Annotated in this window: 8 protein-coding genes, 2 tRNA genes and 3 rRNA genes; 3 read left to right on the plus strand and 10 right to left on the minus strand. The window is 44.0% G+C overall.

The annotated features are described in order from the left end of the window. Positions 1–113: 113 nt before the first annotated feature. Positions 114–995, minus strand: a complete 882-nt coding sequence (gene lipA / locus OK025_RS04675) for a lipoyl synthase (RefSeq protein WP_046672297.1) — start codon at positions 993–995, stop codon at positions 114–116. A gap of 173 nt (positions 996–1,168) precedes the next feature. Between lipA and OK025_RS04680 the strand changes: the two genes are divergently transcribed. Both OK025_RS04680 and carB read left to right on the plus strand, forming a co-directional pair. Further along, positions 1,169–3,403 (plus strand): beta-N-acetylhexosaminidase, encoded by a 2,235-nt coding sequence (locus tag OK025_RS04680; protein ID WP_317668508.1) that lies wholly within the window; start codon positions 1,169–1,171, stop codon positions 3,401–3,403. A gap of 261 nt (positions 3,404–3,664) precedes the next feature. Beyond that, complete coding sequence (gene carB, locus OK025_RS04685) at positions 3,665–6,484, plus strand: carbamoyl-phosphate synthase large subunit (RefSeq protein WP_075990945.1); 2,820 nt, start codon at positions 3,665–3,667, stop codon at positions 6,482–6,484. Between the two features lie 44 nt (positions 6,485–6,528). Here carB and OK025_RS04690 read toward each other — a convergent pair whose 3' ends face one another. The 9 genes from OK025_RS04690 to OK025_RS04730 form a co-directional block, all read right to left on the minus strand. Continuing rightward, entirely contained in the window at positions 6,529–7,419 is an 891-nt protein-coding gene (locus tag OK025_RS04690) for a formylglycine-generating enzyme family protein (protein ID WP_245972924.1), read from the minus strand. Between the two features lie 216 nt (positions 7,420–7,635). Beyond that, positions 7,636–9,042, minus strand: coding sequence for a Gfo/Idh/MocA family oxidoreductase (locus tag OK025_RS04695; protein ID WP_317668509.1), 1,407 nt, complete (start codon positions 9,040–9,042; stop codon positions 7,636–7,638). Between the two features lie 916 nt (positions 9,043–9,958). Then, positions 9,959–10,070 (minus strand): 5S ribosomal RNA (gene rrf / locus OK025_RS04700). Positions 10,071–10,193: 123 nt separating this feature from the next. Beyond that, positions 10,194–13,074 (minus strand): 23S ribosomal RNA (locus OK025_RS04705). A 228-nt stretch (positions 13,075–13,302) separates the two neighbouring features. Beyond that, a tRNA-Ala gene (locus OK025_RS04710) sits at positions 13,303–13,376 on the minus strand. An 11-nt stretch (positions 13,377–13,387) separates the two neighbouring features. Continuing rightward, positions 13,388–13,461, minus strand: a tRNA-Ile gene (locus OK025_RS04715). 120 nt (positions 13,462–13,581) lie between these two features. Then, a 16S ribosomal RNA gene (locus tag OK025_RS04720) occupies positions 13,582–15,111 on the minus strand. The 16S, 23S and 5S rRNA genes sit together here with 2 tRNA genes alongside, the layout of an rRNA operon. 113 nt (positions 15,112–15,224) lie before the next feature. Next, a complete protein-coding gene (locus OK025_RS04725) occupies positions 15,225–15,386 on the minus strand; it encodes a hypothetical protein (RefSeq protein WP_317667786.1) in 162 nt (53 codons plus the stop codon). Positions 15,387–16,392: 1,006 nt separating this feature from the next. Next, positions 16,393–17,565 carry an acyl-CoA dehydrogenase family protein gene (locus tag OK025_RS04730; protein ID WP_317668510.1) on the minus strand — a complete coding sequence of 391 codons (1,173 nt, stop codon included), beginning with the start codon at positions 17,563–17,565 and terminating at the stop codon, positions 16,393–16,395. Between the two features lie 125 nt (positions 17,566–17,690). On the opposite strand from OK025_RS04730, the gene OK025_RS04735 reads away from it, so the two are divergent. Continuing rightward, the gene (locus OK025_RS04735) at positions 17,691–19,220 is read left to right on the plus strand and encodes an aldehyde dehydrogenase family protein (protein WP_317668511.1); all 1,530 of its coding nucleotides are present in this window, start codon (positions 17,691–17,693) and stop codon (positions 19,218–19,220) included. Positions 19,221–19,235: the final 15 nt, after the last annotated feature.

The following is a 19,235-nucleotide window of genomic DNA, read 5'->3' on the forward strand; positions in this document are numbered from 1 at the left end:
GAAACAATTGCGTTGGGTTATTAAAAAAAGAAGCCTGAGCAAAAAAATCACTCAGGCTTCTTTTTATATCTTGCGAAAAAGTATTCTTCGTTAAAAAACTTTAGAACTGTTTTCTATTGCATATCGAATAGATGTTTCTCAGCATGATAAGAAGAACGAACCAACGGTCCAGACTCCACATACTTGAATCCCATTTCTAAACCAATTTTCTGATATTTCTCAAACTGTGCAGGTGTAATCCATTCGATTACAGGATGGTGAGCTTTCGTAGGCTGTAAATATTGACCTAATGTCAAAATATGCACCCCGACGTTATATAAATCTTGCATTGCCTCGATAACATCTTCCTCAGTTTCACCTAAGCCAAGCATAATTCCTGATTTTGTACGGAGTCCCGCTTCAGAAATGCGACGTAGGCACTCGAGTGAACGATCGTATTTAGCCTGAACGCGAACTTCTCTTGTCAAACGACGGACAGTTTCGAGGTTGTGCGAAACAACTTCGGGACGTACTGCGATCACGCGGTCCAAATTATCCCATTGTCCTTTAAAATCTGGCAAAAGTGTTTCTAAGGTTGTTTCTGGGCTTTCTCTACGGATTGCGTTGATTGTCTCCGCCCATATTATCGAACCACCATCTTTTAGGTCATCACGATCCACCGAAGTGATCACACAGTGTTTTACCTGCATTAACTTGACAGAATTGGCGACACGATTGGGTTCATCCAAATCAACCGCCAGAGGACGACCGGTTGCTACCGCACAAAATGAACAAGAACGCGTACAGATATTTCCCAAAATCATGAAGGTTGCCGTTCCAGCGCCCCAACATTCGCCCATATTCGGGCAATTTCCACTCTCACAAATTGTATGTAATTTATGCTCGTCTACAAGACTTCTGACATGTCTATACTCTTTACCAACAGGCAATTTGACACGCAACCAATCAGGCTTGCGTTGTGCAGGAGTTGCCGGAATAACTGGAAGTTCAATCATACAACAAAGTTAAGGATTAAAAATGTAATTTCTACCCGTCAATTTGTTGGTTTTATATCATAAAAAATGACCGATTGCCACCAATAATAGAATTATGAAACAAAAATTAGGATATTTGTGTTGATTATCATTAATCTAATAACAAAACTATGCGACTGAGCCGATCTTTATCCATGTTGTTACTTGGGGGTGCAACCATCTTTACTGCACATGCCCAAACCAACTTTGACATTATACCCAAACCTTCGAAAATCATATTGGCTACGGGAACATACGCTATCCCTACACATCTTCAGGTAATTGTTTCAGATGAATTTCAGGAGGCGACACAACTACTTACTGAACACCCAGCTATCAAAAGCCTAGCTGTCGAAGTACTCAAGAAAAATAAAAAAGGTCCAAAAGAAGGCTTTCGCATTATTAAAGCAGTTGATGCAGATAACCTTAGCAAGAACGCCTATTCCATCCAAATCGATGAAAAAGGCCTGCTACTCAGGGCCTGGACTGTACCCCAGGTTATCAATGGGATTTACACACTGGTTCAATTGGGCTATCTACAAGCTGATCCAAGTAAAATAGCCTATGCGACTATAGTCGATGAGCCACGATTTGCCTACCGTGGCTTACACCTGGATGTATCGCGCCATTTTATGCCGCTATCTTTTGTAAAAAAGTATATCGACATTATGGCCATCTATAAATTCAACAATTTTCATTGGCATTTAACCGACGGAGCGGGGTGGCGATTGGAGATTAAGAAATACCCCGAGTTAACACAAAAGGCGGCCTGGCGTACACATACGGGCTGGAAAGATTGGTGGAACAATGGTCGTCAGTATGTAGAAAAAGGTAAGCCAAATGCCAGCGGTGGATTCTATACGCAGGAAGAAGCACGCGAATTGGTCGACTATGCAGCCCGTAAAGGGATCAATGTTATTCCTGAGATAGAAATGCCCGGACATTCGGAAGAAGTATTAGCCGTATACCCCGAACTCTCTTGCTCCGGAAAGCCCTATAGTCAGGGAGAATTCTGTATCGGCAATGAAAAAACCTTTGAATTTCTAAAAAATGTTTTGGATGAAGTCCTCACGATATTCCCTTCCCAGTACATTCATATCGGCGGTGATGAAGCTGAGAAAAAGCATTGGGAAACCTGCCCAAAAGATCAGGCGCTCATGCAAAAAGAAGGATTAAAATCTGTCGACGAACTGCAGAGCTATGCTATCAAACAAATGGATCTATACCTGCAATCCAAGGGTAGAAAGCTGATCGGTTGGGACGAAATCCTTCAAGGGGGGCTCACCGAAGGAGCTACTGTCATGAGCTGGCGCGGTGAAGATGGTGGCATAAAGGCCGCAAATGCAGGCCATGATGTCATCATGACTCCTGGTTCACACCTCTATTTTGATTCTTATCAGACAGACCCTCGGACACAGCCTGAAGCCATCGGGGGTTATCTGACACTTGATAAGGTTTATTCGTATGATCCTATTCCAGCCGCCATACAAGGGGACAAAACCAAGCATATCCTCGGCGCACAGACGAATATATGGACAGAATATGTACCTACCACCGAACACCTCGAATATATGGTGTTCCCACGTGCGCTGGCTTTGGCGGAGGTCAATTGGACGAATAAAGACGGGAAAAGCTGGACGGATTTTCAGCGAAGACTGCAATCACATTATAAGCTTTTACAAGATCTAAACGTCAATTATTATCGTCCTTCCTTTAATGTCGCTTATACTGCAACATACAATGCCGCTAAAAACAATAATAAAATTACGCTGACAACGGAGCAACTAAAAACAGATCAGATCCGATATACCATTGATAGCAGTGAGCCTACAATCTTGTCTACGCCATATACTGGACCATTTGAACTCAGCTCAACAGGTCATATCAATGCCGCTTATTTTCAAGATTCTATCAAAATCGGACCAACCCTATCCTTTGATATTGACATTCATCGTGCTATTGGAAAAAAAGTAACGTACAACACAGCATGGTCGGGATATCCAGCACAAAAAGATTCTACCTTAACAAACGGAATCATGGGCGGTCTTTCCTATCACGATGGTCAATGGCAAGGATTCACCAGTCCGATTGATGTTGTCGTGGATATGGAACGCAGGGAAGAAATACACCAAGTAGCCATGAATTTTATGCAGATGATCGGACCCGGCGTTTATATGCCTGGAGAAATGGAAGTCCTGCTTTCGGATAATGGCCGTACCTTCAGATCTGTAGGAACGATCAAAAATGACATATCCGATAAAGAATCCAAGTTGACGTTCAAAAGGTTTGAACTCAAACTTGACAAAGCCCAACAGGCTCGTTATATAAAAATCAAAGCCAGCAATCCAAAAAAAGGCTACTTGTTTACGGACGAAATCATCGTTTATTAAACAAATCAGTCCCATTATTGCCTAAGAGTTGGAAAACATACCGCTTATGTTTTCCAACTCGTTTTTGTTTTTTCAGGGCCACTTTTCTAAAAAACTACATTTTTTTTTGAAATATTCTTAAAATAAATAGTTAATTTTCAAAATTTAAAATGTAACTTTGCACTCCGACAAAGCAGTCGGAATGACCCTTCCCCATGAGCTACTTTTGATTGTCTTTGCTCAGATTTACAATAGGAAATTTAATTTTTTGAACTAGATATAATGCCAAGAAACACTTCCATTAAGTCGGTTTTAATCATCGGATCAGGTCCCATCGTTATCGGTCAAGCTTGTGAATTTGATTATTCTGGATCTCAAGCATCCCTTTCATTGAAAGAAGAAGGTATTGAAGTATCCATCATCAACTCAAACCCTGCAACAATCATGACGGACAAAGTTGTTGCAGACAATGTCTACTTACTTCCATTAACATGCGAAAGTATTGAAGAAATTTTGCAAAAACACAACATTGACGCTGTACTTCCTACCATGGGTGGCCAGACAGCTTTGAACTTATGTATCGAAGCTTCTAACCTAGGTCTTTGGGAAAAATACAACGTAAAAGTTATCGGTGTTGATGTTGCTGCCATTGAAAAAACTGAAAACCGTGAAGAATTCCGTCAATTAATGGTTGATATCGGTGTGGGCGTTGCAACATCCAAAATTGCAAACTCATTCCTTGAAGGTAAAGAAGCGGCACAAGAAATTGGCTATCCGCTTGTTATACGTCCATCTTATACTCTTGCAGGTACAGGAGGTGGATTTGTTCACAGAAAAGAAGATTTTGATGCGGCCTTAAATAGAGGTTTACACGCTTCACCAACACACGAAGTTTTGGTAGAGCAAGCGGTATTGGGCTGGAAAGAATTTGAGTTGGAATTACTTCGTGATACCAACGACAATGTTATCATCATCTGTACCATTGAAAACTTTGATCCAATGGGTATCCACACTGGAGACTCAATCACTGTTGCACCAGGCATGACATTGTCAGACAAATGTTATCAAGATATGCGTAATCAGGCTATTCTGATGATGCGTTCAATTGGTACATTTGCAGGTGGTTGTAACGTTCAGTTCTCTGTAAACCCGGAAAACGAAGAAATTATTGCCATCGAAATCAATCCACGTGTATCACGCTCTTCGGCTTTAGCATCGAAAGCAACGGGTTATCCAATTGCGAAGATTGCAGCTAAATTGGCGATTGGTTACAACTTGGATGAATTGCAAAATCAGATCACAAAGACAACATCCGCATATTTTGAACCAACATTGGACTATGTGATCGTTAAGATCCCTCGTTTCAACTTCGATAAATTCAAAGGAGCAAACAAGGAATTAGGTCTACAGATGAAAGCAGTAGGTGAAGTAATGGCAATCGGCCGTACATTTATCGAAGCTTTACAAAAAGCATGTCAATCATTGGAGACTGGCCGCGCTGGTTTAGGTGCTGACGGTCGTCAATGGAGAAACCTTGACGAAATCATGGATAGTTTGGAACATCCAAGTGGTGACCGTTTATTCCATATCAAAGATGCTTTCGAATTAGGCGTTCCTTTGGAATCTATCCGTAAGGCAACACGTATCGACAAATGGTTCTTAGTACAGATCCAAGAGTTGGTACACCTTGAGCAAGAATTACGTCGTTATCAATTGAATAATATTCCACGCGATTTCTTCATGACCTTAAAACAAAAAGGTTATTCAGATGTACAAATCGCATGGTTACTAGGAAATGTAACAGAGGATCAAGTTTACGATCGTCGTAAGGAGCTAGGTATCAACCGGGTTTACAAAATGGTCGATACTTGTGCTGCAGAATTCCCTGCACAAACACCATACTACTATTCGACATTCGAAGAAGAAAACGAATCGATCTCTTCAGACAGAAAGAAAATCATCGTTTTAGGTTCAGGTCCTAACCGTATCGGTCAGGGTATCGAGTTCGATTACTCGTGTGTACACGGTTTATTGGCAGCTAAAGAATCTGGTTACGAAGCGATTATGGTTAACTGTAACCCAGAGACTGTGTCGACAGACTTCAATATGGCTGACAAATTATACTTCGAGCCCGTATTCTGGGAGCATGTACGTGAGATCATCGAATTAGAAAAACCAGAAGGTGTTATCGTTCAGTTGGGTGGACAAACGGCTCTTAAAATGGCTGAGCGTCTAGAGCAACTTGGCGTAAAAATCATCGGTACTTCATTTGAGAATATGGACTTGGCAGAAGACCGTGGCCGTTTCTCCGATCTATTGAAAGAATTGGAAATTCCATATCCAAGATACGGTGTAGCAACTTCAGCAGAAGAAGCATTACAAGTTGCAAACGAAGTTGGATATCCAGTATTGGTTCGTCCTTCTTACGTATTGGGTGGACAAGGCATGAGCATTGTTATCAACGATGAAGATTTAGAAAAAGCTGTTGTCAACTTGTTGAAAAACCTTCCTGGAAACCATATCCTGATCGACCACTTCTTGGATCGTGCAGAAGAAGCTGAATCAGATTCAATCTGTGATGGTGAAGATGTACACATCATTGGTATGATGGAACATATTGAACCTGCTGGTATCCACTCAGGAGACTCTTCAGCTGTGTTGCCTCCATTTGGCCTATCACAAGCTGTTCAGGATAAAATGGAAGAATACTCCATTAAATTAGCAAAAGCATTGAACGTAAGAGGTCTATTAAACATTCAGTTTGCTGTAAAAGGTGAAAATGTATATGTTATCGAGGCTAATCCACGTGCATCACGTACGGTTCCTTTCATCGCTAAAGCTTATGATGTTCCTTACATCAATATTGCAACTAAAGTCATGTTGGGTGTTAATAAATTGAAAGACTTTACGATCGAACGTAAACTGAAAGGATACGCGATTAAAGAACCTGTATTCTCTTTCAATAAATTCCCTGAAGTAGACAAGCAATTAGGCCCTGAGATGAAATCAACTGGTGAAGCAATTCGCTTTATCAAAGATCTTCAAGATCCTTATTTCAGAGAATTGTACAATCAAAAATCAATGTTTTTGAATGCACAATAAGACATATCAATAAAATAGAAAAGGCTTGCATTTGCAAGCCTTTTCTATTTTATATCTTTTACACAGCGGAACCCAACATTATTTGTAGGACTGTTGACCTCCCCTTTTCCTCTGCTTCCGGCTTTATACCTTTCGCAATATTGATCATTGCAAAGAAATGACCCGCCCCGCTGAACGCGTTTTTCAAGATTTGGTTCCTGCGGATCATAAGAATCTTGTGGTCCTTTGGGGTTAGCAGTTGTACTATGCTGATAATAATCGGGTCTATAAAAATCAGCACACCATTCCCACACATTCCCTTCCATATCGTACAGTCCCAACGCATTTGCCTGAAATGATTTTACAGGCGCAGTCCCCTCAAAGCCATCTTCCTTTGAATCTTGTACAGGAAACTTTCCCTGGTAAATATTGGCGGTCCATTTACCATTAGGCTTCAAGTCTTTGCCCCAATAATACAAGTCATCGTTTGCATCTTTACGTCCTCTAGCCGCATATTCCCATTCCGCTTCTGTAGGTAATCGTTTGCCTGCCCATTTCGCGTAAGCTGCAGCATCTTCATAGGCAACCTGAACAACCGGATAATTCATTTTATCCTTTATCGAGCTATTCGGTCCCTCGGGATGTTGCCAGTTTGCACCGGGGACATACTCCCACCACATCAGGTAATTATTTAAGGAATTGAGTTCTTTGGGTTTAGAAAACACAGCCGATCCCGGGACTAACATCTTGGGATCTACCCCTGGAAAGTCTTTCGGATCCAGTTCCCGTTCAGCTACTGTAACGTAGCCCGTCTCCTTTACAAACTGCGCAAACTGTGCATTTGTGACCTCATGTTCGTCCATATAAAATGAATTCAGTTGCACCTGATGTAAAGGCTTACTATCTTCAAAATTCGAACTTCCCATCAAAAATTTGCCCCCTTCGACTAATATCATCTTGTCTGTAGTCTTACTTTTTAACTGAGCAATTTGGGATTTTATCATACCTGCGCGCGTAGGTATATTTTCCCCGACACAACAGGAAAGTGTATCCTTGGTGGAAAATAACGATAAACAGGTCATTAGAGTCAGATTGAATAACATAATTAAAGATAAACATAAAAGGGGCACAATAAAAAGTTCCCCTTCAATAAGTCATTTTATATAAGCGGACTATACGCCCAATTGTATATTTTCTTTTTTCGCTGATCTAGCACGAATAGGCGTATTTCCACCGCCTTTTAACGTGATTTCTACCGGCGTATTATTTTTCCATGCACCCTTTGTGAAATCCGGTACATCAACTGTTTTACAGTTCTTTTCTACAGATTCGAAACTCAATGGCACGATACAGCTCCATGAAGCAGCATCATAGACATCCTGGTCCAAAGGTAATCCGTTGCGCAAACAGTCAATCAGACGCCAGTCCATCATAAAATCCATGCCACCGTGTCCACCAACCTGTTTTGCCTGCTCACCAATATATTTCACCAATTCTGGTGTGTATTTATCGTACAGTTCTTTTAATTTCTGTTCTGTAATGAATTCATGGCCAAAAGCAATATTCTCCGTAGGATACTTTTGTGCAAACCCTTTGGTTCCACTTAGTGTATGTAATCTAGAGTAAGGTCTAGGAGAAGTGACATCATGCTGCAGCATAATCGTTTTTCCTTTTGCGGTGCGGATAAGCGTTGTATTCATATTACCACGGTATTTCTTTCCGACAAATTCCTGGAAAAAAGAATCCTTGGCCGCTAGCGCTTTTGCTTTTTCTCCCATCATAAAATCATTGGAAGACATTGCCACAAGATGATCCATCTTATCCCCTCTATTGATATTTAAGCATTGTGCCACAGGCCCAAGTCCATGAGTAGGGTATAGATTTCCATTTAATTTTATATTTTCTCTCAGGCGCCACATGTTATCATAGCCATTCTTTGCAAAATTAAGATCCAGCAAATCGTGAATATAAGCACCCTCGGCATGGACGAGTTCGCCAAACAAGCCTTGGCGTACCATATTCAATGTCAGCATTTCGAAGAAATCATAACAGCAATTTTCCAACATCATACAATGCTTTTTAGTCGCTTCAGATGTCTTCACGACCTCCCAACAATCTTTGATCGTCAAAGCAATCGGCACTTCACAAGCCACGTGATTACCCGCTTTCATCGCGGCAATACTCATTGGAGTATGATAATCCCAAGGCGTACAAATATAGACCAGATCGAGTTTCTCTTCCTTCAACAAGGATTTCCAGCCATCTTCACCTGAATATGCTTTCGGAGCTGTTAGACCTTTCGATGTAACGATTTTTGTTGCGCGTTCAACCCGATCCGGATGTTTGTCGCAAAGTGCGACAATTTCGCATCCCTCAATGAAGGACAACCGTTCAACAGCACCAGGACCGCGCATGCCCAGTCCAATCACTGCTACTCTGACTTTATCAATTTTTGGAGCTGCATAGCCACACATATTAAACGACTCTGCTGCCGTATTGGCATTGACCAAAGTAGGGAGTGAAACAGCCAGTGATGACAATATTCCGGCCTTTTTTAGAAAATCTCTTCTAGAATCCATAATTTAAAGTTCATATAAATTTAAAGGGACCAATTGGTCCCTCTAAAAAATCACCTATTTTAAAACAAACTAAACAGTCAATAGAAAAATCCTTTTGGATTGGATTTATATTTGGTTCTTATGTAAGAACTTAATCTCTATAACAATAATATAACACTTTTTTCTAAATAAAAAATGAAACTTGAAAGCAATCGTTTGCTTAATCTACACAAACGATTGCTTAATTTTTTATCATCGTTGTTTTTCAATCGATATTCATCAGCCACAAAGTTTTCAATAATGAAATCCCTGATAGGATAAGCCCATTATAATCGGTTACTCTAGCAGGGAATATCGAGCTGCATTTGCTAGCGTTATACAATTGTAACTACACAGAGGTATAGCTGCAGGTATAATGTTATATTACGTTCCTGACTGTAATGTGTACATAAAAAGATCATAGTCATGTTGTTAATGATATTTGCCCATAAAGTTTAATAATAGTATAGAATAGCTGTATAGTGTGTAATTCTGGTAGCTATATCTGTAACCACTACCGGTATACTTCCCAACAGTCGGATAGCATATACAGTATTATAAGTAGCTACTGCAAGACCAATTGATATGCAGCTATAGGATACAGGTAAAAAGTAATAGGATTTGATACGGTCAGTGAAGGCTGTATGAGTGCTGTCCACTGGATTACAATTCCCCTTGGCTACGAGGATGCTCCATATCACCGGAGCACAGTGACAGTTGCAGGATAGCGGCGGTTTCGGAACAGCTGCCGATGGGCAGGGCTCACCGACGGTCCTGTGCTGCGATAACCGATAGGCGGAGGATAGGCAGTGATGGTCAGTGGCCGAAGTGTAATGGCCATGGAAGTACTTAAACGAAAGAAGCCCTTGACTGTTTCCAGCAAGGGCTTCCGTGTAAAAAAAGGCACCGACCTACTCTCCCACCTGTTACGGCAATACCATCGGCTCTGGCGGGCTTGACTGCTCTGTTCGGAATGGGAAGAGGTAGACACCGCCGATATAGGCACCTAAAAATCTTTATTGGCATGATCTATGATTCATATCATGTTTCATGCCAACTGACATATGTATTGAAAGAGGTTCGTTTCCTGTATGTTTCAAAAATTAAAGAGGAAGACAACAGTGTCTGTCTGCTTGAGAAAGCTTCGGGCTATTAGTACCACTTGGCTTTGGTCTCTCAACCTTTACACCTATGGCCTATCAACGTAGTCATCTTCTACGACCCTATAAGGAAGTCTCATCTCGTGGCTAGTTTCGCACTTAGATGCTTTCAGCGCTTATCTATTCCAGACGTAGCTACCCTGCCGTACACCTGGCGGCATAACAGGTTCACCAGAGGTCTGTCCAACCCGGTCCTCTCGTACTAAGGTCAGATCCACTCAAACTTCCAACGCCCACAACAGATAGGGACCGAACTGTCTCGCGACGTTCTGAACCCAGCTCGCGTGCCACTTTAATGGGCGAACAGCCCAACCCTTGGGACCTTCTCCAGCCCCAGGATGTGACGAGCCGACATCGAGGTGCCAAACCTCCCCGTCGATATGAGCTCTTGGGGGAGATCAGCCTGTTATCCCCAGCGTACCTTTTATCCTTTGAGCGATGGCCCTTCCATACAGAACCACCGGATCACTATGTCCGTCTTTCGACCCTGTTCGACTTGTCGGTCTCACAGTCAAGCAAGCTTATGCCATTGCACTCCACGTACGGTTACCAAGCGTACTGAGCTTACCTTTGAAAGCCTCCGTTACCTTTTTGGAGGCGACCACCCCAGTCAAACTACCCACCAAACAATGTCCTCCCCATAGCGAGTTAGAAACCGAATACAGAAAGGGCGGTATTTCAAGGTTGATTCCATGACTCCTGGCGAAGCCACTTCAACATCTCCCGCCTATCCTACACATCCTGTACCCAATCTCAATGTTAAGCTATAGTGAAGGTGCATGGGGTCTTTCCGTCCCGTTGCGGGTAATCGGCGTCTTCACCGATACCACAATTTCACCGAGCTCATGGCTGAGACAGCGCCCAGATCGTTACACCATTCGTGCAGGTCGGAACTTACCCGACAAGGAATTTCGCTACCTTAGGACCGTTATAGTTACGGCCGCCGTTTACTGGGGCTTCGATTCAATGCTTCTCTTGCGATGACATCCCCTCTTAACCTTCCAGCACCGGGCAGGTGTCAGGCCTTATACTTCATCTTGCGATTTTGCAAAGCCATATGTTTTTGTTAAACAGTCGCCTGGGCCTTTTCACTGCGGCTGCTCTTACGAGACAGCGCCCCTTCTCCCGAAGTTACAGGGCCATTTTGCCGAGTTCCTTAGCCATGACTCACTCGAGCACCTTAGGATTCTCTCCTCGACCACCTGTGTCGGTTTGCGGTACGGGTCTTCATAACCTGAAGCTTAGCGGGTTTTCTTGGAAGTCTGTTTACCTGCTCTATCAGCGCCACCGGAGCTTTGCTGTACTATTGGGTTTCAGCAGGGTCGGCGGATTTGCCTACCGTCCCTATACCTACGCCTTTCAACGAACTATTCCGTCAGTTCGCGGCAGTGTCACTACTCCGTCACCACATCGCAGTTATGAAGAGTACTGGAATATTAACCAGTTGTCCATCGGCTTGCCCCCTTCGGGTGCGCCTTAGGTCCCGACTGACCCTGATCCGATTAACGTTGATCAGGAAACCTTGGTCTTTCGGTGGGCGGGTTTCTCACCCGCCTTATCGTTACTTATGCCTACATTTGCTTTTCCATAACCTCCACAGTTCATTGCCAAACTGCTTCTCCGGCGATGGAATGCTCCCCTACCAGATGTACATCTTTCAGTACAAATCCATAGCTTCGGTACCGTTCTTGATGCCCGTTTATTATCCACGCCCGGCCGCTCGACTAGTGAGCTGTTACGCACTCTTTAAATGAATGGCTGCTTCCAAGCCAACATCCTAGCTGTCTGGGCAACCGGACCTCGTTAGTTCAACTTAGAACGAATTTGGGGACCTTAGCTGATGGTCTGGGTTCTTTCCCTCTCGGCCTTGGACCTTAGCACCCAAAGCCTCACTGCCGGCTATATTTGATAGCATTCGGAGTTCGTCTGGATTTGGTAGGATTTGACTCCCCCGCACCCAATCGGTAGCTCTACCTCTATCAAACTCTACGCCGACGCTGTTCCTAAAAACATTTCGGGGAGTACGAGCTATTTCCCAGTTTGATTGGCCTTTCACCCCTACCCTCAGGTCATCCGGAAACTTTTCAACGTTTATCGGTTCGGTCCTCCATTACATGTTACTGCAACTTCAACCTGCCCAAGGGTAGATCACAAGGTTTCGCGTCTACCTCATCTGACTATGCGCCCTATTAAGACTCGCTTTCGCTTCGGCTGCGTCCCTGAAGGACTTAACCTTGCCAGACAAGAGTAACTCGTAGGCTCATTATGCAAAAGGCACGCTGTCACAGGACCTGCCTGCTCCAACCGCTTGTAAGCACACGGTTTCAGGTTCTTTTCACTCCCCTGTTCGGGGTTCTTTTCACCTTTCCCTCACGGTACTGGTTCACTATCGGTCTCTCAGGAGTATTTAGCCTTACCAGATGGTGCTGGTGGATTCCCACAGGATTTCTCCGGTCCCGCGGTACTCAGGATACCACTATGTCAACATTCTTTACCTGTACGGGGCTCTCACCCTTGTCGCGCAGTTTCCCACCTGCTTCCAGTTCATAGCGCTGTACAATGTCGTGGTCCTACAACCCCGGTCATGCCGTAACATGACCGGTTTGGGCTCTTTCCCGTTCGCTCGCCACTACTTGGGAAATCATTGTTATTTTCTTCTCCTACGCCTACTTAGATGTTTCAGTTCAGCGCGTTCGCGTTTTATACGACTATTCTTCAAATAGTCAGGTTGCCCCATTCGGAAATCTCTGGATCAAGTCGCATTTGCCAATCCCCAAAGCTTATCGCAGCTTATCACGTCCTTCTTCGCCTCTGAGAGCCTAGGCATCCCCCGTGTGCCCTTATTTACTTTCTTCACCGGCATAGCCTTTTGCTACTATGCGGCTGCTTTTGATATATATACCCGTATGCTACGTAAAGATTCGTTCGGCATTCACCGAGGGTCTCCTCTCTACATCGAACACATACACGTATTGTCTCTATACTGTTGTCTTCTCTTGTAATTTTTTTTCTCTTTCAATATGTCAAAGAACTCTTTTTCCGGTATAGATGAAGTATATCGCTATATACTTCCCCGGAGATGTGGAGAATAACGGATTCGAACCGTTGACCCCCTGCGTGCAAGGCAGGTGCTCTAGCCAGCTGAGCTAATTCCCCAAACGTTTTCGTAGTCCCGAGCAGATTTGAACTGCTGACCCCTACATTATCAGTGTAGTGCTCTAACCAACTGAGCTACGGGACTAGCTTATCTTGTTCATCTCTTTCTCTCGGTCCTGCTCCCTTAGGGGCGGGCACTTTCTTCTGATGTTTTTTCTTCTGCAATCATATGTAACGCGACGAGCACCGATCTTCGATACTCTAGAAAGGAGGTATTCCAGCCGCACCTTCCGGTACGGCTACCTTGTTACGACTTAGCCCCAATTATCGGTTTTACCCTAACACGCTCCTTGCGGTAACATGCTTTAGGTACCCCCAACTTTCATGGCTTGACGGGCGGTGTGTACAAGGCCCGGGAACGTATTCACCGCGTCATTGCTGATACGCGATTACTAGCGAATCCAACTTCATGGGGTCGAGTTGCAGACCCCAATCCGAACTGTGAATGGCTTTTAGAGATTAGCATCATATTGCTATGTAGCTGCCCGCTGTACCATCCATTGTAGCACGTGTGTAGCCCCGGACGTAAGGGCCATGATGACTTGACGTCGTCCCCACCTTCCTCTCTGTTTGCACAGGCAGTCTGTTTAGAGTCCCCACCACTACATGCTGGCAACTAAACATAGGGGTTGCGCTCGTTGCGGGACTTAACCCAACACCTCACGGCACGAGCTGACGACAGCCATGCAGCACCTAGTTTCGTGTCCCGAAGGACGAGTGCGTCTCTGCACTCTTCACTAACTTTCAAGCCCGGGTAAGGTTCCTCGCGTATCATCGAATTAAACCACATGCTCCTCCGCTTGTGCGGGCCCCCGTCAATTCCTTTGAGTTTCACCCTTGCGGGCGTACTCCCCAGGTGGATAACTTAACGCTTTCGCTTGGACGCTGGCTGTCTATCGCCAACATCGAGTTATCATCGTTTAGGGCGTGGACTACCAGGGTATCTAATCCTGTTCGATCCCCACGCTTTCGTGCATCAGCGTCAATACCAGCTTAGTGAGCTGCCTTCGCAATCGGAGTTCTAAGACATATCTATGCATTTCACCGCTACTTGTCTTATTCCGCCCACTTCAAATGGATTCAAGCCCATCAGTATCAAAGGCACTGCGATGGTTGAGCCACCGTATTTCACCCCTGACTTAATAGGCCGCCTACGCACCCTTTAAACCCAATAAATCCGGATAACGCTCGGATCCTCCGTATTACCGCGGCTGCTGGCACGGAGTTAGCCGATCCTTATTCTTCCAGTACATTCAGCTAGATACACGTATCTAGGTTTATTCCTGGACAAAAGCAGTTTACAACCCATAGGGCAGTCATCCTGCACGCGGCATGGCTGGTTCAGGCTTCCGCCCATTGACCAATATTCCTTACTGCTGCCTCCCGTAGGAGTCTGGTCCGTGTCTCAGTACCAGTGTGGGGGATTCTCCTCTCAGAGCCCCTAGACATCGTCGCCTTGGTAAGCCGTTACCCTACCAACTAGCTAATGTCACGCGAGCCCATCTCTATCCTATAAATATTTAATCAACTGAACATGCGAACTGTTGATGTTATGCGGTGTTAATCTCTCTTTCGAGAGGCTATCCCCCTGATAGAGGTAGGTTGCTCACGCGTTACGCACCCGTGCGCCACTCTCACCATCTTCGAGCAAGCTCTCCGATGGATCCCGTCCGACTTGCATGTATTAGGCCTGCCGCTAGCGTTCATCCTGAGCCAGGATCAAACTCTCCATTGTAAAATGAAGTTTTTGATTCCAACTATTTATAATAATCAGAATTCTTTTTTTATATCTCTGATCTTGGATCGAATTGAACGAATTACTTGAATTTGTTCATGACTTTCGTTTGTCTACTCGTCACGCTTACATGATTGTGTTTTCTTAAAGAACTCTGTCGCTTCAACTTCCGTATCCGCTTTATTCCGATGGGCATTGCGCCACTCTTTATCGTTTTGTTTTTCCCTTCGTTTCCGTTGGGACTGCAAAGGTAGAAATCTTTTCTGAACTTCCAAAAACTTTTTTAAGTTTTTTTTCTTTCCTCTTTTTTCGATTTCCGCGTTTAAAATAAACTGAACGGGATTTTAGATCCTGCCAGACTTCTCTTAAACCCTTCTTTTTTCATGATTCCCTCTTTCGGGGTAACCGTCCCTCCCTTGCGGAGTGGTGCAAAGATAGGGAGTTTAGGAACAAACTTCCAAGCCTTTTGTTCTTATTTATTTCATTTTTCCTTAACTGCCTGTAACGGTGCACGATTCTTTTTGTAAAACAGGTGATCGGAGGGCTGGAATGGCTGATCCGGCCGCCAGATTGGGCCTTCGGAGAACCTCAGGTTATCCTATAGCGTATGGAGGCAGGCTTCGCACTGGATCTATTACCAATTTCGTCTAACTTTTGTAGTTAATTAATAGGGGTATTACAGGGAGATAACAGGGGGTTAACAGGGGGTTAGCAGGGGTACAACCCCTATTAACCCCCTGTTAAATCGGTGCTATACTGCTATTAATTACAAATCGGTATACAATTTGAACATAAGCAACGTAATAACAGAGATCCGCAACGGTTAATACCATCGATATACATAATAGAGATAGGAGGTGACCGCGAACTGCAACCGCAGCGGAATAGAGGATGGCAGAACTGGCCTAAAGTAGACCTCGATCAATTCTCATTCTGGTGTAGGGTTTACTTAAATACCAATTAAAATCTTGCTTAAAGAAGAACCAAATAAAAGCGAATAAATAGAACACGACATAAATAACCCTATAAGTGTCCCAGCATCCAACCAGAATCGCCATGATATAGGCATTTTTTTATGAAAACGTTAGCCTGCTATCCGTTTTGGAGATTGCTCATATAGCGCGAAAGCATGAGATTAAGAATAAATAAGGCCATACAAACCGAAGGTTTATTTTGGCAATAGCAAAGCCTACACAAACTATACGATGCTTTAGTGAATTTTTATTCACTAAAGCATCGTATAGCTAATCCCCGTGGAAACTGTGGGAGCAAAGAAAATGATCAAGAAAAAGCGTTCAGCCCCGTAATATCTTGTCCTGTGATTAATAAATGAATATCATGTGTCCCTTCATAGGTAACCACAGACTCTAGGTTCATCATATGCCGCATTATTGGAAAGTCACCAACAATCCCCATTCCGCCAAGGATCTGCCTAGATTCACGCGCTATCTGTAGCGCCATATTCACATTGTTCCGTTTTGCCATGGAGATTTGCTGTGGCGTCGCCCGCCCCTCATTTTTGAGCTGCCCTAAACGCCACGACAACAACTGCGCCTTGGTAATTTCTGTCAGAAATTCCGCTAACTTCTTTTGCTGCAATTGAAAACCAGCAATTGGTTTATCAAACTGATGTCGCTCCAACGCGTATTGAACCGCAGTTTCATAACAGTCTATTGCTGCTCCAATCACCCCCCATGAAATTCCATAGCGGGCTGAATTCAAACAGGAAAGCGGTCCACGCATTGAATTTACAGCAGGAAGCACATTTTCCGCAGGGATATAAACATCATGAAAAACCAATTCACCTGTTTTGGAAGCGCGCAACGACCACTTATGCAAGGTCTCGGGAGTTTCAAAACCAGCCATTCCGCGTTCCACAATCACTCCCCTCACCTTTCCGGTCTCATCTCGTGCCCAAACGACAGCAATATCGCAGACAGGCGAATTTGTAATCCACATCTTTGCGCCATTCAATAAAAAACCATCTCCTTTTGCCGTCAATTTCGTTTCCATTCCCCCCGGATCAGATCCATGATTAGGCTCAGTCAGCCCAAAAGAACCGACCAACTCGCCCGATGCTAACCGCGGTAAATATTTACGACGCTGCTCCTCGCTACCATAGGTATAAATCGGAAACATCACCAAAGAGGACTGCACCGATGCCGCCGAACGAATTGCCGAGTCACCGGCTTCCAGTTCCTGCATAATCAAGCCATAAGAAATCTGATCCAATCCCGCCCCGCCATATTCAGCAGGAATATAAGGTCCCAAAGCTCCAATTGCACCCAATTTAGGCATCAACCCCGCAATAGCTCGGTGTTCCTGTGCTGCATCTTCAATGAAAGGCTTGATCTCTGTTTTCACAAAATCACGGACAGACTGCCGTATCAGTTTATGTTCTTCGGACAATAAATCGTCCACCTGGTAATAATCGATATTAATCTGTTTGATCATGATATAGTCTACATTAGCTTATCTAAGATAATGATTATTTTTCACTGAACAATATTCAGAACAAACTTGTCAACAAAAAATTTATTTCATATATTTAAACTATTCCACGAATAAAATAAACCATTATGATAAAATCAGCGCTTAAAACACTTGGAATATCTTCCCTGAATTTAGGATCATCAACTGGACAGCAATGGTTTTCCGAAGGTAAAGAATTCGAATCCATTTCACCTGTCGATGGAAAACTCATCGCAAAAATAAAAGGCAGCAATCGTAAGGACTATGAAGCGGTCATTAAGCAGGCAGGAGATGCTTTTTTACAATGGCGCCTACTACCTGCCCCGAAAAGAGGCGACATCGTTCGTCAATTGGGAGACAAGCTCCGTGAACTCAAACCCATTCTCGGAAAATTAGTTTCCTATGAAATGGGTAAATCTTACCAAGAAGGCATGGGGGAAGTACAAGAGATGATCGATATCTGCGACTTTGCATTAGGCCTATCCCGCCAACTGTATGGTAACACCATCCACTCGGAACGCCCCGGGCACCGTATGTACGACCAATATCACCCTTTGGGCGTTGTAGGTATTATTACAGCATTTAACTTTCCGGTGGCGGTATGGGCATGGAACACCGCCCTCGCCCTGGTCTGCGGCAATACTGTCGTCTGGAAACCCAGCGAAAAAACACCGCTATGTGCCATAGCTTGCCAAAAATTACTTGCAGAAATCCTACACAGCAACGGGCTGCGCGAGGGAATATCCAACCTCATTATGGGCGACAGAGAAGTTGGCGAGTGGCTTTCGGCAGACAACCGCATCGCTTTGATTTCTGCAACAGGATCCACGCGCATGGGAAAAGAAGTCGCCGTCACCGTAGCACAACGCCTCGGTAAAACACTTTTGGAACTCGGTGGAAACAATGCAATCATCGTTACTCCAGACGCAGACTTAAAAATGACCATCATCGGCGCTGTATTTGGTGCCGTGGGTACAGCCGGACAACGCTGTACAAGTACGCGAAGACTTATTATCCATGAGCACATTTATGACAATGTCAAAAAACAACTGACCAAAGCTTATGGTCAGTTAAAAATTGGTGACCCTTTGGACACGAAAAATCATGTAGGACCATTGATCGACAAAGCCGCCGTAAAATCATACTTAAACGCACTGGACAAAATTAAAACACAAGGGGGAAAAATGCTGATCAAGGGAAAGGTACTTGAAGGCAAAGGCTATGAAAGTGGCTGTTATGTGCAGCCTGTCATTGCCGAAGTCGAAAATCATTATGAAATCGTACAGCATGAGACCTTTGCCCCTATTCTTTACTTAATCAAATACAAGGGAGATATCAGTGCGGCCATAGACCTACAAAACAGCGTCGCACAGGGATTGTCTTCTGCCGTTATGACGAACAACCTACGGGAAGCCGAGCTATTTCTGAGTGCTGCTGGCTCTGATTGCGGTATCGCCAACGTCAATATCGGCACATCAGGAGCCGAAATCGGAGGTGCTTTTGGAGGCGAAAAGGAGACTGGCGGAGGTCGGGAATCTGGGTCAGATGCCTGGAAAGCCTATATGCGCCGTCAGACAAATACCATCAATTATACGACTGACCTACCGTTGGCACAAGGTATCAAATTTGATTTATAAACCATTTACACACAA

The sequence above is a fragment of the Sphingobacterium sp. UGAL515B_05 genome (assembly GCF_033097525.1).
GTDB lineage: Bacteria > Bacteroidota > Bacteroidia > Sphingobacteriales > Sphingobacteriaceae > Sphingobacterium.